The sequence below is a fragment of the Streptomyces sp. TP-A0874 genome (assembly GCF_001748085.1).
In the GTDB taxonomy this organism is placed as follows: Bacteria; Actinomycetota; Actinomycetes; order Streptomycetales; family Streptomycetaceae; genus Streptomyces.
Genome location: NZ_BBZK01000009.1, coordinates 175,879 through 190,666 on the forward strand (window position 1 = coordinate 175,879; position 14,788 = coordinate 190,666).

Consider the following 14,788-nt stretch of genomic DNA (forward strand, 5'->3'; position numbering starts at 1 on the left):
CCGGCCGCCTCTCCGGCGGTGGGAGAACCCCGCGTTCCCGCGCTTCACCGCCCCGCGCCCGCCCTGGCTGGCAGCCGGGACGGCTCCAGCCGCCCAGGGCGGAGAGCCGCACCGCGTGATAGAGATCGATTCATCCGGCATCACCCCAGATGTGTTCCACGGTCCAGGATTATTCGAGCGACGACGCGGGGAGCAGCGGTGTCGAAAGCCAGATGGGCCTCGCGCGATCAGCGCGTCAGAACGGGAGCAGCGGTCGCGCTGGCCACGCTCCTCACCACCACCGCCGGCGCCTGTGCCGGCCGCTCGGAGGATGCGCCGTCCTCCGACCCCACCCACGCCTCGGCCGCCGCCCGCGCCGCGGGCTCGGACTCCGACTCGGACCTGCCGAAGTCACTGACCCGGCAGCACCTGGACTGGAAGGACTGTCCCAAGCCCTCCTCGCTCCAGGGCGGCGAGGGCGGCCGCCCCCGGCCGTTGAGCGACGGCACCAAGTGGAGCTGCGCCACCCTCAAGGCCCCGCTGGACTACCGGAAGCCGAAGGGGAAGACGATCGGTATCCAGATGATCCGCGCGAAGTCCAAGGCCAAGGGGGGGCACGGCGGCAAGCGGATCGGTTCGCTGCTGTTCAACTTCGGCGGGCCCGGCGGCTCCGGCGTCACCCTGCTGCCCTCGCTGGCCAAGGAGTACAAGAAGCTGCACGCCCGCTACGACCTGGTCAGCTTCGACCCCCGGGGCGTCGGCAACAGCGACGGGGTCCGCTGCCTCAGCGACAAGGGCCTGGACGCGTCCTACGCGCTGGACGACACCCCGGACGACTCGGCCGAGGAGAAGGCGCTGCTGGGCGACGTCCGCAAGACACGGGACGCCTGCGAGAAGAAGTCCGGGAAGCTGCTGCCCCACGTCGGCACCGAGAACGCGGCCCGGGACATGGACCTGATGCGCCAGGTGCTCGGCGACGACAAGCTCTACTACTTCGGCGTCTCCTACGGCACCGAACTCGGCGGTGTCTACGCCCACCTCTTCCCCAAGCATCTCGGGCGGGCCGTGCTCGACGCGGTCGTGGACCCCACCGAGGACCCGAAGCAGAGCGCGCTCGGCCAGGCCAAGGGCTTCCAGCTCGCGCTGGACAACTTCCTCCAGAAGTGCGCCCAGCAGGGCTCGGACTGCCCGACCGGCGCCGATCCGGCCCGGGGCGTCCAGCGGATCACCGCGCTGCTGAAACGGCTCGACAAGAAGCCGCTGCCCACGGCCACCAGCCGGAAGCTCACCCAGAGCCGGGCCCTGAACGGCATCGCGCAGGCGCTCTACTCGAAGGACTACTGGCCGTATCTGCAGGAGGGGCTGGACGAGGCCGCGCACGGCAGCGGCAACATGCTCCTCGCCCTCTCGGACAGCATGACCGGTCGGGACCGCAACGGTCACTACAGCAACGCCCAGGCCGCGAACACCGCCATCACCTGCGCCGACTCCAAGCAGCGGTACGACGTCAAGGACGTGAAGGCGGCGCTGCCGGAGTTCCGCGCCGCCTCGCCGGTCTTCGGCGAGTTCCTGGCCTGGGGAATGCTCGAGTGCGAGCACTGGCCCGTCAAGGGCACCTCGAAGACCCCGGACGTCCGCGCACCCGACGCGGCGCCCATCCTGCTCATCGGCAACACCGGTGACCCGGCCACCCCGTACGAGGGGGCGCAGCGGATGGCTCAGGAGCTCGGCCCGGGGGTCGGGGTCGCGATCACCTACCAGGGCCAGGGGCACGGCGCCTACGGGAACAGCCGCTGTGTGACCGACACCGTCAACCGGTACCTGCTCGACGGGGTGGTGCCGTCCGACGGCAAGGTCTGCTCCTGACAGCCGCTGCCCGCGGTCCGCGCACCGGGCCGACCGGGTGGGGGGTCCCGCCCGAACACGGCGAGGGGGCCGGGGGCACCGGTCTCCCGGTGCCCCCGGCCCCCTCACACCGTCCTACTCGGAACCGCCTCGGCGGTCAGTAGACCGGCTTCTCCGGCTCGATCTGGTTCACCCAGCCGACCACGCCGCCGCCCAGGTGCACGGCGTCGGCGAAACCGGCGTCCTTCAGGACCGCCAGGACCTCCGCGGAGCGGACACCCGTCTTGCAGTGCAGGACGATCCTCTTGTCCTGCGGCATGTCCTGGAGGGCGTTCCCCATCAGGAACTCGTTCTTCGGGATCAGCTTCGCACCCGGGATCGACACGATCTCGTACTCGTTCGGCTCCCGGACGTCGATGATCTCGATGCCCTCGTCGCCGTCGATCCACTCCTTGAGCTGCTTCGGGGTGATGGTCGACTCGGCCGCCGCCGCCTGCGCCTCGTCGGATACCACGCCGCAGAAGGCCTCGTAGTCGATCAGCTCGGTGACGGTGGGGTTCTCACCGCAGACCGCGCAGTCGGGGTCCTTGCGCACCTTCACCTGGCGGTAGGACATCTCCAGCGCGTCGTAGATCATCAGGCGTCCCACCAGCGGGTCACCGATGCCGGCCAGCAGCTTGATGGCCTCGGTGACCTGCACCGACCCGACCGAGGCGCAGAGCACGCCGAGCACACCGCCCTCGGCGCACGAGGGCACCATGCCGGGCGGCGGCGGCTCTGGGTACAGGCAGCGGTAGCACGGCCCGTGCTCGCTCCAGAAGACCGACACCTGACCGTCGAAGCGGTAGATGGAGCCCCAGACGTACGGCTTGTTGAGCAGCACGCAGGCGTCGTTCACCAGGTAGCGGGTGGCGAAGTTGTCCGTGCCGTCGACGATCAGGTCGTACTGGGAGAAGATCTCCTTGACGTTGTCCGCTTCCAGCCGCTCCGGGTGGAGCACGACCTCGACGTTCGGGTTGATGCCCAGCACCGTGTCCCGAGCGGACTCACCCTTCGGACGGCCGATGTCCGCCTGGCTGTGGATCACCTGGCGCTGCAGGTTGGATTCGTCGACCTCGTCGAACTCCACGATGCCGAGGGTGCCGACGCCCGCCGCGGCCATGTACATCAGCGCGGGTGAGCCCAGCCCGCCGGCGCCGACACACAGCACCTTGGCGTTCTTGAGCCGCTTCTGCCCGTCCATCCCTACATCGGGAATGATCAGATGGCGGGAGTACCTGCGAACCTCGTCTACGGTGAGCTCGGCTGCGGGCTCGACCAGGGGTGGCAACGACACGGGAACTCCGTCTGGTGGGAAAAATACGCTTACCTTCTGGGCAACACTGCCACGCCCCATCTCATTCCGAGACTCCTGTTTCGAGGCGCGAGACAATTTCGTCCCAGTAGCCGGGCAGCGCCTCCCACGGCTCCGTTCCGTCCCCCCGGTCCGTCCGGTCGGTGAACCACACCGTCGCCGCGCCCTGCCAGCGGGCGATCCGCAGCGCCTCCTCCAGATGGCCGAGGGGCAGGCTGTGCACCAGGTGGCAGAAGCGTTCCGGCGCGAGTTCGGCCGTCCACTCCGCCGCCTGCGACCACCGGTAGTCCGCCCAGGAGCCGGCGAACGTCACCAGTTGGTCGGCCAGCTCCACATAGCCGGGGTACGGGTGGGTGTCGTGCCGGAACACCAGATGGGCGGTCTCGCACAGCGCGCGCAGACTGGCGGTGGTCCGTCGCACCGCGCCCAGCCCCGCACGGTCGGCCGGGCAGCGCTGCAGCGAGAAGCCGTCCACCCGGTACCACTCCAGGAAGCGGCCGGCCTCGGCGAGCACCTCGCCGAGGGGACGGGTGCCGTACCGCAGGTCGAGGTGGCCGAGCAGCCGCCCTCCGGCTGCGCGCAGCCGGGCGGCCGCCTCCAGGCAGTGCGGATCGGGCCAGGTGCCCGGGCCGCGCGCCACGTTGAGCACCGCCCAGTGCAGTGGGGCTAGCGGGCGGGCCAGCGCGGTCCACTCCGCGGGGGCGACCAGGGGATGGGCACAGCCGGGCACTCCGAGGCCCAGCTCGCCGGGGTTGGTCGGGGCCGGTCTGGTGCACCAGGAGGTCAGATGCGGCACGCCGCCTCCATCCAGATGTCGGCGAGCGACTCTTCCAAAGCGGTGCCCGCCCGCCAGCCGAGCCGTTCCCGCGCGGTCCGAACATCGGCCTGCTGCCAGTTGCCGCAACCGTCCGGGTGCGGGTGGGCGAGGGCGGGCGGGGCCGGCGACTGTTCCGCCCCGGCTGCGCCGGGGGCCGCGCCCTGGGCCGGGATGGGCACGGCGGCGGAGCCGGGCTGCCGTGCGGCGAGTATTCCAGCCTGGGCCTGAGCGGCGGCGACCGCCAGCGGGGCGCCTCCGCGCTGGGAGGCGGTCTCCACGTCGTGCACGGCTCCCCCGAAGCCGGCAACCCTGGCCAGCACCGCGGCGGCTTCCCGGATCCGCACGGCGCGACCGGTGCCGATGTTGATGACGCCCTTGGCGGCCGACAGGGAGGCCGCGTGCACCGCCCTGGCCACGTCCCGCACATCGACGAAGTCCCGCTGCACCCCGAGGCCGGCCACCCGCAACTCGCTCTCCCCCGCCTGCATGGCGCGCCGCATGGCCTCCGCGAGGCGGCCGAGCGGTGATCCGGCGGGCGTGCCCGGCCCGACCGGTGAGAAGACCCGCAGCACCACCGCGTCCAGACCGGAGGCGAGCACCAGCTCGGTGGCCGCGAGTTTGCTCACCCCGTAGGGCCCTCCCGGGCGCGGCAGCGTCTCCTCCAGGGTGGAGGAGCCGAGCGGTGAGGGGCCGTACTCGGCCGAACAGCCGAGGTGCACCAGCCGCGCTCCGCAGTCGCTCCGGCGCATCGCCTCGCAGACGGTGGCGACGGCCACGATGTTCTGCCGGGTCAGCTCACGGGTGCCGCCCCGGGTGGTACCGGCGCAGTTGACCACCACCGAGGGGTGCACGGCGTCGAGGAAGCGGCTCAGCGCCCCCGGGCTGCCGGAAGCCAGGTCGAAGCGGACGTCCGCGGCGTCCTCCCGGCCCAGCACGACGAGCTGGACCGCGGGGTCGGCGAGGAGGCGATCGGCGACATGCCGGCCGAGGTATCCGTTCGAGCCGAGCAGCAGGACCCTCATCGCCCCTCCTCCCCGCCGCGGCCGGACGGCTGGGGCGTCCGGGACGCCGACCCGCTCCGCGCACCGGGCGGTGAGGCGGTGGCGAAGAGGGACGGGCTCTCTCGGAGGATCGCTACCGGGTGGGCGGCTCTCGTCATCTCTGGGTCTCCTCGGGGAGGTTTCGGGTGTCTCCTGGGCGGCCGGAGGGCCAGCCTCGGTGGAGCGAGCGCCGGGGGTGCGCCTTGGCCGGGGCACCGGTGACGGACTCAAAGGGGCTCATGCAGCTGCGGTTCCGCGCTGTGGGGCATGGCCCGCGGTGGTACGGCGGTGTTGCGGACCAGCAGGACGGCCGCGGCGGTCGCACACGCGAGCAGCGGGAGCGCCGTCGCGCCGTAAGCCGCCACCAGCCTCTCGAGCGGCTTCCCGACGCGCTCCAGATCCGGCAGCCGGGCCGCCAGGATGCTGCAGAGCGCCGCGGCCTCCAGCGCAGCGGCGGCCATCAGGGCACGGACCGCGGCTCCAGAGCGGCCGTGCAGCGCCAGCAGCCGGGCCAGGAAGAGCAGTGATCCCAGGGCCAGGGCGGCCGGCAGCGAGCCGCTGGCGCGCAGTGGGCCGCCGAACAGCGCGTCGCTCACCATCAGCGCTCCCCAGCCAGCGACGAGGAAGACGCCCAGCGCGACGGTGAGGAGCGGTCGGATCCGCGCGGTGTACTCCTCGAGCCGTCTGCTGGTCGACAGCCGTCTCCGCACTCTGCGGTCGTACCACCGGGCGCAGCAGGATGCCGGCGCGAGGGCGAGGCAGAGCCCCACCGCGGTGGCTGAGGCGGCCGGCAGGGACCGCGTGACCAGCGGCAGCGGCGCGTCCGGGCCGCCGGCGAGCAGTTCGCGGAGGAGCGCGTCCCCGAACAGCGCGTACAAGATCAGCCAGACGGTCCACAGCGGCCCGGCGAACGGCCGGTGTGCGCCTTCGCCACCCAGCGGGCCGGTGCGCAGGCAGAGCCGGATGCCCACGGCCGCGATCACCGCTCCGAGCAGGGCCGCAGCCAGGGCGGCGGCGAAGCGGTGCGGGGTGGCGGCGAGTGCGGCGGCGGCCCGGACGGGCACCGGGTCATCGAACAGCGCGGCGACGGCGGTGGCGAGTGCGGCGCATCCGGCAGCGGGCAGCAGATAACGGCCGAGAGCGAGCAGGCGGATCGCCCGGCGCCCCGCGGCCCGTACGCCGCCCACGTCCCCGCCGGCAGCCCCCCGGCCGCGATCTGGAACGCCGTTGGGCCGGCGGCCCTCGCGCGGCGCCCGGGCGTACAGCTCCTCGGCGAGCGAGAAGACGTCGCGGTGGCGGAAGCCGACCGCCGCCCGATCGGTGACGCCGTGTGCCTCCAGCCCCGCCGCGATCTCCAGCGGGTCGGCGGCCCGGGCGCAGAGCTCCCGGTGGCGTTCGAGCAGCGCCTTGACCGGGTCGGCCGGCCCCCACCAACCCGGGGCGGCGCCGGTCTTCGGTTTTCCGGTGGCAGTGCTCATCGGTCGCCCTCTCCCGAGCGCAGCGGCGTCTCCGGCCGCCGGGCCTGCGGAGACCGGCTGCCGGCCGCCGCGACCGCCAACGGCTCCTGCGGGGCGGGACGGTCCGACACGAGCCCGGTGGCGGCCGTCGGGTTGCCCGGCGGCCGCACCCGGCCGGCCCAGCTGGGGGCTCGGCGGCCCGGCCGCTGTCGGCCCCCGGACCGCTGAACGGCCGTCCGCCCCGGCACATGGGCCTCGGGTGGCCGGGCGAACGGCTCCGCTGTCCCTGGAACGTAGGAGCCCTGCCGGTGCACCGGCCACTGCGACATCAGCTCGAGGTAGATGCCGCGGAAGGAGGCGATCTGCTGCTCGGCGGTGAAGAGTTCGAGGGACCGGGCGCGCCCCTCGGCGCCCATCCGGGACCGGCGCACCGGGTCACGCAGCAGCTTGACGGCCGCCTGGGCCATCGCCCCGGGGTCGTGTGGCGGCACCACGATCCCGGTGCCGCCGACCACCTCGCGGACCGCGCCGACATCCGCGGCGACAACGGCCCTGGCGCGGAACATCGCTTCGACCAGACGGACCGGGAAGTCCTCGACAGCGCTGGAGAACAGCACCGTCTCGCCCCCGGCATAGGCGTCGGCGAGGGTGGGCACCGTCGGCCCGCCCACCTCGGCGAAGGTGACGGGGGCTCCGGGATCGTCCCCGAAGAGCCTGGCGGCCAGCGCCCGGCAGTGGGCCGGGTAGCCGCCCGCGGCCTCCGGAGCAGGGCGCCGGGGGGCCGGGGCCCGACCGGGGCCGTCCGGCGGGACCGCGACGAGCCGCAGCCGGGCGTCGGGCTCGGTCCGGTGGACGTCGGCGAAGGCGCGGAGCAGACCGACGAGGTCCTGTGCGGGTTCCAGCGGACCGACCCAGAGCAGCGTCCGCCCCGGGTCCGCCGCCGTCCGGGCTGCCGCGGGCGCCGCGGGCGGGTGGGGCACGGCCGCCTCGCCCTTCCTCGGGGCGGTGAACGCGCCCGCGTCCAGCCCCGGGTGGACGGTGCGTAGTCGGGCGGTGGGGGCACCGCACCGGGCCTGCCAGCGGCGGGCGCCGCCGTCCCCGGGGGTGACCAGCGCGGCCTGGCCGTAGATCTCCTGGGCCAACTGCCGGTGGAAGGAGGCGAGGAGGGTGCGCACCGGCCTGCTGAGACCGGCCGCCGTGGCGGCCAGATGGTGCTCCCGGAGCCCTACCCGGTACTCGGTGACGAGCAACGGGACTCCGAAGAAACGCTTGGCCAGCAGACCCGGCAGCGCCGCCGCGCCGCCGGAGGTCGCATGGCAGAGGTCGGCGGCGGCCAGTCCTGTCGTGCCGGCCCGGTCCGGGGCCGCCGGGCCGTACCAGTCCAGCGAGAGCGGACGGAGCATGCTCTCCAGGGCCCGCACGACGGTGAGCAGGTCGGGCAGTCGGGCGCTGTGGACGGCGGGGAAGACGCCCGGGGCGCGGCAGCCGGCCTGGAGTATGCGCACGGCGGTGTCCGAGCCGAGTTCCGCGGCGATGCCGCCGGTCCGCCGGGCCAGTTCGGCCAGCCCGTAGAGCCCGCGGGCGAAGAGTTCCGGGGAACCGCTGGCCGATTCCGCCGGTGAGCGGTCCGCCGTGCACACCGCCGCCACCAGTTCCTGGTAGTGCTCGGCGAAGCGGCGCCGCTCACTCCGGCTGGGCCCGGTGCGCCGGTACCGCTCCGGGGGAGGCCCCCAGAGCCCCGCGCTGCGGACTCGGCGCACCCGCCGCGGGAGGTCGAGCAGTCCCCCCGCGTCCTGGCGCCGGTTCCGGCTCAGCGCGTAGAGATCGAACTCGTGGTCGCCGAGCCCGCGGACCAGCCGGTCGCACCAGGACGCGGAATCACCCAGCACATACGGATAGCCACCCTCGGTAAGGAGTGCGACGCGCAACGAGTGCCACCACCGATCTCTTCTGGAGCAGCTGCGACGACTGACGGTGAAAAACCGTAGGCGCGGCGACCAGGGGGCATGGACGGTTGTCCATTGCGCTACCAGAAGGGGTGAAGGCCCGTTACCTTCCGGGAGCTGTCGCGTTATGGGTCTTTCGCTCCGGACGGCCGGGGAGGCCCGTCAGCCCGGGACTGCCGCGGCGAAGCGTCCGTACACCCCGCGTACCGGGGCGGGGACAGCCTCGCCGGTGGCCGCGGAGCGCCGTCGGGCCCCCGGACGGGGCGAGCCTCGCCGGGGGCTCGGGGCGCGGCGGCGCCGGGACCGGACGGGCCCTCAGGGAGCGGGGAACGGCCAGGCGTTGGGCTTGCAGGTGATGCCGTTGGTCTTCAGGTATTTCGTCTGCTGCATCATGACCGGCGCGAGCGCGCCCTCCTTGGTGCAGTACTCGTGGTTGAAGCCCAGCCGGTGCCCGACCTCGTGGTTGATCAGCATCTGCCGGTAGGCGTGCATGCGGTCACCGAAGGTCTTCGCCCCCCGGGCCCAGCGATAGGCGTTGATCACGACCCGCTCGGTGGCGGCCGAGTCGCAGGAGACGTTGTCGACGGTGGTGTCCAGACCGGACTTCGCACACCAGGCGGCGGTGGTACCGGGGCTCGCCAGAGTGATCACGAAATCGGCGTGACCGGACGAGACGCGCTGGAAGGAGCGGGCCCCGTCGTGCGTCCAACTGCGGTCGTCACCGAGCGTCTTGCGCACAGCCTCCACGAACAGGTCGGTGTCCAGGGGAAGCCGCTTCTCGACATCGATCCGGTAGCGCAGCACCTGGCCCCGGGTCGGCGTCCGGTCCTGCCCCGGCACGGTGTGGAAGGTTCCCGGGCCGGCGTAATCGGCGGCGAGCGGGAACTTCGCGGCCATGAGCTGGCCGTAGGTCTTCGGGGCCGGCGGAGCCTGGAGCGGCTTCTCCGGCGGCGTGGGACGGCTGTCGGAACGGGAGGCCCCTCCGTCCCCCGCCTCCTCGTGCAGCTTCAGCGCCCCCGCCGACTCCCGGCCACCGTCGGCGACCTGTCCGGCGACGACCACGGTCAGGACCGTGGTCACCGCGGCCGCGGCGGCGCCGGTGAACGCCCGCGCCTTGCCGGGCCGGCGCCGCCGTCCCGGGTCGCCCTCCTCGGCCTCCGGCCCCTCCCCGGGGTCGTCGGGGCCCCCGGGTGCGTCCTCGGCGGGTCGGCCCGGGCCGTCGTCCGAGCGCCGGGGACCGGCGGGGTTCCCGGCCGCGAACACGTCGTCGTCGAAGGCGTCGATGTACTCCTGACGGGGCTGCGGCAGCGGCCCGTCCATCGGGCGCAGCAGTCCACCCGCGGGCGCACCGCCCACCCGCCGCACCGGTCCGTCCGGCGGCGCTCCGCCCGGCCCGTCCGCGGCGTCCGACGGAGCGACCGGCTCCGCGGTGACGGCTCCTCCCGCCGCCGGAGCTCCGGAAGCCCCGGGCCCGAACCACTGCTCCGCCCCCTGCCCCGGCACACTCCTGTGGACGCCCCGCTGCCTGGCGGCGCTGAACCCCGGAGTCTGCGACTGCGGTCCCTGGCTCGGCGCCGGGCCGCGGGGTGTCGGGCTCGCCGCCCAGGGGGCGCGGCCCTCGTGGTGCTGGGGGTGGCCGCCGCGCACGTCGTCGGCCCATCCGTACGGTCCGCCGCCGGGCGCTTCGCGGTACGGCACCCGGTGGGCGTCCGTACCGTCCGGGCGTGCCTGCGGGCGGTACGGCTCCGGCCCTCCGTGGGCCCGGTACCCGCCCGGTGCCCCGGAGTTCGCCGGGAAGCCGGACGGCCCCGGAGCCGGGCCGGCCGGTCGGGCGGGCCCGGTCACCGGTCGCCCTTCCCCTGCCTCGGCTGCGGTGGCGGTACGGTCGTCTGCCGGCTCGCTCGGTGCGGCCTCCCGGGCCACTCCGGTACGGCCTCGGCGGCTATGGCGTCCCACGCCTCGTTTCAGCTCCTGCCCGCGTCAGCGGTCGTCTCGTCCAATAGGTCGCGGAAGGCCCGGGCCACCGCGTCCGGGTACTCCATCATCGCGACGTGCCCGGCCTCGGGCAGGGTCAGCAACCGCGCGTCGCGGAAGGCCCGGGATGCCCGCCTGGCCATCCGGAAGGAGACCAGTCGGTCGCGTCCACCGTAGATCAGCAGCGTGGGCGCGAGCACTCTCTCCGCCTGGCGCCACAGCGAATGCTGGCCACCCAGGGTGTAGGAGTCCACCACCGCGCGGGCGGAACGGGTCATGGCGTCCCAGAAGTACGGCAGCTCCAGCCGCCGTTCGTACTCCGCCACCGCGGCCCTGAACCCTTCCGGATCGACCCTGGCCGGGTCGCCGTAGCAGAGCGCCAGTACCTCCCGGGTGCGCCGCTCCGGGCTCCAGTCCCTGGTCATCCGGGCGAAGAGGCCCGCCACCCCGGGCACCGCGAGCAGCGCGGTCGGCACGGCGGAGAGCTGCGGGGGAAGCTCCGGCAGGGCCGGTGACACCAGGGTGAGGGTGCGCACCAGGTCCGGTCGGACGGCGGCCACCCGGGTCGCGATCGCTCCCCCGAGGGAGTTGCCGAGCAGGTGCACCGGCCCCCGTCCGGTCCCGTCGAGATGGCGGATGACCGCCCGGGCCTGAGCCGAGACGGAGTAGTCGCCGTCGTCCGGTGGTGGAGAGTGGCCGAAACCGGGCAGGTCGACCGCCTCTCCGTCCACCCGGTCGGCCAGTTCCGCCAGCAGCGGCGACCAGTTCACCGACGAACCGCCGAGCCCGTGGACGTACAGCGCCGGCGGCAGGCCGTCCCGGACCGGAGGTCTGTGGCGCACCCGCATCGTCAGCCCGGGCAGACGGGAGGTCCACAGCCGCTCCCCCGGGGAGACCGGCGCGCCGTCCTGGGCTCTGGGCGGAGAAGACGTGGGGGCGCCCGGCAGCTCGGTGGAAGACATGCGGGCAATGTTACGAGAAGATCACACCACCCTTGGTGTGTTCGCCGTCACACTGCGCGCTCCCACCCGGCCGCCTCGCCCGAAGGGCCCCTCGGCCGGTCCGCGGACCCCCTCCCACCACCGGCGGCGGGCGCTGCGCGCGGGGTGCTTCCCTCCCGGGCGGCCCCTAAGCTCGTAGGGAAGGGCACCCGCCCGGGAAAGAAGGTGGATCGGAATGTCTGTGGACCCCGGCGACCCCGACGCCTTCGACCAGGAGGAGCAGCTCGAAGAACTGGCGGAGTTCGAGGAGCTCGAGGACGAGGCCCCCGAAGCGGACACCGCGGAGCAGCAGACCGAACTGCTCCCGGACCGCGACTCGCCGATGCCGGCCGACCCGGAGAGCGCCAACCCCGCGGACGCGGCCGAGCAGGCCCGACTCGTCGCCCTGGACGACGAGGAGGAGCAGTACCGGTGACCGACCGGTTCCACGCAGCTCGATCAGGTCCCGAAATGTGAAATTCTCGGCTGGTCAGAGCGCAGTCGAGTTACTCGAAAGTACGATGGCCGGCGCGGTGCACGGCACCGCGCAGACGAAACGGATCCCATGGGAGGCGGCGTGACAGCCATCGAGCAGACCGAGGCGCGCCCGCGAGGCACACGCCTGCCGCGCCGAGCCCGACGCAACCAGTTGTTGGGCGCGGCACAGGAGGTGTTCGTCGCACAGGGCTACCACGCGGCCGCGATGGACGACATCGCCGAACGCGCCGGGGTGAGCAAGCCCGTGCTCTACCAGCACTTCCCCGGGAAGCTCGACCTCTACCTCGCGCTGCTGGACCAGCACTGCGAGTCGCTGCTCCAGGCCGTGCGCGCCGCGCTGGCCTCGACCACGGACAACAAGCAGCGGGTCGCGGCGACCATGGACGCCTACTTCGCCTACGTCGAGGACGAGGGCGGCGCCTTCCGGCTGGTCTTCGAGTCTGACCTCACCAACGAGCCGGCCGTCCGGGAGCGGGTCGACAAGGTCAGCCTGGACTGCGCCAAGGAGGTCAGCCAGGTCATCGCCGAGGACACGAACCTCCCCGGGGACCAGGCGATGCTGCTGGCCATGGGGCTGACCGGGATGGCCCACATCACCGCCCGCTACTGGCTCGGCTCCGGGCAGAAGCTGCCGCGGGACGCCGCGGCCAAGCTGGTGGCCTCGCTGTCCTGGCGCGGGATCGCCGGCTTCCCGCTGCACGGGGCGGCCGGTCAGTAGGAGGCGCGGTCGCGCGGCGACCCGAATGACCGCCGTGCCGCACCGCGGTACGGGTGTTCGCTGCCGGCGTGGCCGGGCAGCGGCTCGGCAGCGACGGCACACGACTAATGTTGGCGGGTGCGGCGCGGCAGATCGCGCGCCCTTCCCCGGGGCTTCGCCCATGGGGACCCGAAGCGTCGGAGGGACATATCCGTGGAGGTCAAGATCGGCGTGCAGCACGCGCCTCGCGAGATCGTTCTCGAGAGCGGGCAGTCTGCCGAGGAGGTCGAGCGCGCGGTGACGGAGGCGTTCGCCAAGAAGTCGGAGCTGCTGACCCTGGTGGACGAGCGCGGTCGGAAGGTCCTCGTACCGGTCGAGCGGCTGGCCTACGTGGAGGTCGGCGAGCCTTCGGGCCGGCGGGTCGGATTCGGCGCCCTGTAAGCAGTCACTCCCCCGGTTGAGGGAGGCGGCCCACACCCACCAGAGGGTGGGAAGCGGCCCTCGGCGGCCTCGCCGGCCCCGGGGGCCGTTCTGCTGCCCGGACCGCTCCGGGGGCCCGCGGCCGTAGCACACGGTCCGGCCGCGCGCACGGAGGATTACCCCGGACGCACGCCGGGTACCACCGGTGCGAACCGGCAAGCGCCTGGCCTGCCGTTCACCGTGTGGGAGGGCAGCCATATGTTGTGGGAAACCCTGGGATCCGTCCTCGTCGGGCTCGCAGCGGCCTGCGCCTGCCTCCGCTGGCTCCACCGGCGGCTCCCGTCCAGCCGACTGGTGCTGGTCACGGGACCGACGGCCGCACTCTTCGGTGGTCTGCTCACCCGCACGGTCATCGGTCCCGGTCAACTGCTGACCGTCCTGTTCGGCGCGCTCGCCGTCGCGGCGGCGCTGCTCTCCCTGCTGGTCGGACCACCGGCCGCCCAGGTGCGCCGGTCGGCGGTCTGAGAGCCCACACCGGCCACCGGGGTGGCGGTGCCGCCGGTTCCGATTTCTCCCCGGTCAGGCGGCCAGACCCAGCGCCGCCATCCGCTTGGTGTGCGCCTCGGTGATCCTGGAGAACATCCGGCCCACCTCGGCGAGGTCGAAGCCGTCCGCCAGCCCTCCGACCAGCATCGTGGAGAGCGCGTCCCGCTCGGCGACCACGCGCTGGGCCTGGCTGAGCGCCTCGCCCATCAGCCGCCGGGCCCACAGGGCGAGACGGCCGCCGACCCGCGGCTCGGCCTCGATGGCGGCCCGCACCTTCTCGACGGCGAACGAGGCGTGCCCGGTGTCGTCGAGCACCTGGAGCACCAGCGCCCGGGTGTCGGAGTCCAGTCGGCTGGCCACCTCGCGGTAGAAGTCACTGGCGATCGAGTCGCCCACGTACGCCTTGACCAGCCCCTCGAGCCAGTCCGAGGGAGCGGTCTGCCGGTGGAACTCCTCCAGCGCCGCCGCGAAGGGCTCCATCGCCGCGGTCGGCTCGGCGTCGATGGCCGCGAGTCGGTCGCGCAGCCGCTCGAAGTGCCCGAACTCGGCAGAGGCCATCTTGGCCAGTTCCGCCTTGTCCTCCAGCGAGGGCGCGAGTTTCGCGTCCTCGGCGAGCCGCTCGAAGGCGGCCAGTTCCCCGTAGGCCAGCGCGCCCAACAGGTCCACGACCGCGGCGCGGTACTGCGGGTCGGTCGATGCCCGCTCCCAGTCCTCGGCGGCGATCCCGGTGTGTCGCGCGGGTTCAGCAGTCTCCTCTGGCGTCTCCATGCAGCGCACAATAACCCGATGTCCGCGGGGCGGAGGGGGCTGATCGGCCAGCCCGTGACGTCCGCCGGGCCGCTGCCCGGTGTGGCATACCCCACGGCGCGCCGAGGAGGGTGTCCGGATACCGGGCGTATCCAGACATCCCGGCGGAGCGGCGGCCCCTCGGCCGCCCGCGCATCCCCGTCGAGGGTCCCGCGACAGCTCTCCGCAACCGCTTCCGCGGCTGGGACCCGCGTCACTTCGCCGACACATATGCGCGATTCCGGGGTACAGTGGTAAAGGTTCCGCAGGCTATCGGCGGAACGATGCAAAACCCCGAATGCTGAGTGTCCTGAGGACCGCTCCTCAGAGTCCCAGCGGATGCCCGGTCGGTGGCCCGATCGGCTTCCACACAACCGACCGCCCTCGGGTGGTGTGTACGAATCGTACAGATCTCCTACGAGGGGCCCCGCTCGCGGCTTGAGCGCTCG

The 14,788-nt window shown here is 73.3% G+C and carries 13 protein-coding genes; 5 read left to right on the plus strand and 8 right to left on the minus strand.

Annotated elements, in window-relative coordinates; all coding sequences use genetic code 11:
- The first annotated feature begins 198 nt into the window (after positions 1–198).
- The gene (locus tag BGP73_RS16700; protein WP_069815655.1) at positions 199–1,845 is read left to right on the plus strand and encodes an alpha/beta hydrolase; all 1,647 of its coding nucleotides are present in this window, start codon (positions 199–201) and stop codon (positions 1,843–1,845) included.
- A gap of 136 nt (positions 1,846–1,981) precedes the next feature.
- On the opposite strand, the gene moeZ is transcribed toward BGP73_RS16700, so the two are convergent.
- The 7 genes from moeZ to BGP73_RS16735 form a co-directional block, all read right to left on the minus strand.
- Positions 1,982–3,160 (minus strand): adenylyltransferase/sulfurtransferase MoeZ, encoded by a 1,179-nt coding sequence (gene moeZ / locus BGP73_RS16705; RefSeq protein WP_069815656.1) that lies wholly within the window; start codon positions 3,158–3,160, stop codon positions 1,982–1,984.
- Between the two features lie 61 nt (positions 3,161–3,221).
- Positions 3,222–3,974, minus strand: a complete 753-nt coding sequence (locus BGP73_RS16710; protein ID WP_069815658.1) for a spherulation-specific family 4 protein — start codon at positions 3,972–3,974, stop codon at positions 3,222–3,224.
- Positions 3,962–5,017 (minus strand): NAD-dependent epimerase/dehydratase family protein, encoded by a 1,056-nt coding sequence (locus tag BGP73_RS16715; protein WP_069815660.1) that lies wholly within the window; start codon positions 5,015–5,017, stop codon positions 3,962–3,964. The genes BGP73_RS16710 and BGP73_RS16715 overlap by 13 nt, the downstream gene beginning before the upstream one ends.
- A gap of 245 nt (positions 5,018–5,262) precedes the next feature.
- Positions 5,263–6,513, minus strand: coding sequence for a hypothetical protein (locus BGP73_RS16720; protein WP_069815662.1), 1,251 nt, complete (start codon positions 6,511–6,513; stop codon positions 5,263–5,265).
- On the minus strand, positions 6,510–8,420 hold the full coding sequence (locus BGP73_RS16725) for a DUF3492 domain-containing protein (protein WP_079127593.1): 1,911 nt from the start codon (positions 8,418–8,420) through the stop codon (positions 6,510–6,512). The genes BGP73_RS16720 and BGP73_RS16725 overlap by 4 nt, the downstream gene beginning before the upstream one ends.
- Before the next feature lie 333 nt (positions 8,421–8,753).
- Positions 8,754–9,794 (minus strand): DUF3152 domain-containing protein, encoded by a 1,041-nt coding sequence (locus BGP73_RS23850; protein WP_306303460.1) that lies wholly within the window; start codon positions 9,792–9,794, stop codon positions 8,754–8,756.
- A gap of 608 nt (positions 9,795–10,402) precedes the next feature.
- The gene (locus BGP73_RS16735) at positions 10,403–11,374 is read right to left on the minus strand and encodes an alpha/beta hydrolase (RefSeq protein WP_069815666.1); all 972 of its coding nucleotides are present in this window, start codon (positions 11,372–11,374) and stop codon (positions 10,403–10,405) included.
- A gap of 214 nt (positions 11,375–11,588) precedes the next feature.
- Between BGP73_RS16735 and BGP73_RS16740 the strand changes: the two genes are divergently transcribed.
- The 4 genes from BGP73_RS16740 to BGP73_RS16755 all read left to right on the plus strand — a co-directional run bounded on the left by BGP73_RS16740 (position 11,589) and on the right by BGP73_RS16755 (position 13,532).
- Positions 11,589–11,828 carry a hypothetical protein gene (locus BGP73_RS16740; RefSeq protein WP_069815668.1) on the plus strand — a complete coding sequence of 80 codons (240 nt, stop codon included), beginning with the start codon at positions 11,589–11,591 and terminating at the stop codon, positions 11,826–11,828.
- Between the two features lie 141 nt (positions 11,829–11,969).
- A complete protein-coding gene (locus BGP73_RS16745; protein ID WP_306303461.1) occupies positions 11,970–12,608 on the plus strand; it encodes a TetR/AcrR family transcriptional regulator in 639 nt (212 codons plus the stop codon).
- Between the two features lie 192 nt (positions 12,609–12,800).
- Positions 12,801–13,028, plus strand: coding sequence for a DUF3107 domain-containing protein (locus BGP73_RS16750; protein ID WP_069815669.1), 228 nt, complete (start codon positions 12,801–12,803; stop codon positions 13,026–13,028).
- Positions 13,029–13,265: 237 nt separating this feature from the next.
- Positions 13,266–13,532, plus strand: a complete 267-nt coding sequence (locus BGP73_RS16755; RefSeq protein ID WP_069815672.1) for a hypothetical protein — start codon at positions 13,266–13,268, stop codon at positions 13,530–13,532.
- A 54-nt stretch (positions 13,533–13,586) separates the two neighbouring features.
- Here BGP73_RS16755 and BGP73_RS16760 read toward each other — a convergent pair whose 3' ends face one another.
- Positions 13,587–14,321 carry a ferritin-like fold-containing protein gene (locus BGP73_RS16760; RefSeq protein WP_069815674.1) on the minus strand — a complete coding sequence of 245 codons (735 nt, stop codon included), beginning with the start codon at positions 14,319–14,321 and terminating at the stop codon, positions 13,587–13,589.
- Positions 14,322–14,788: the final 467 nt, after the last annotated feature.

Excerpts from the sequence above, each read along its gene's own strand:
- BGP73_RS16760 (WP_069815674.1), bottom strand. The coding sequence starts at position 14,321 with ATGGAGACGCCAGAGGAGACTGCTGAACCCGCGCGACACACCGGGATC.
- BGP73_RS16720 (WP_069815662.1), bottom strand. The coding sequence starts at position 6,513 with ATGAGCACTGCCACCGGAAAACCGAAGACCGGCGCCGCCCCGGGTTGG.
- BGP73_RS16740 (WP_069815668.1), top strand. The coding sequence starts at position 11,589 with ATGTCTGTGGACCCCGGCGACCCCGACGCCTTCGACCAGGAGGAGCAG.
- BGP73_RS16755 (WP_069815672.1), top strand. The coding sequence starts at position 13,266 with ATGTTGTGGGAAACCCTGGGATCCGTCCTCGTCGGGCTCGCAGCGGCC.
- BGP73_RS16735 (WP_069815666.1), bottom strand. The coding sequence starts at position 11,374 with ATGTCTTCCACCGAGCTGCCGGGCGCCCCCACGTCTTCTCCGCCCAGA.
- BGP73_RS16715 (WP_069815660.1), bottom strand. The coding sequence starts at position 5,017 with ATGAGGGTCCTGCTGCTCGGCTCGAACGGATACCTCGGCCGGCATGTC.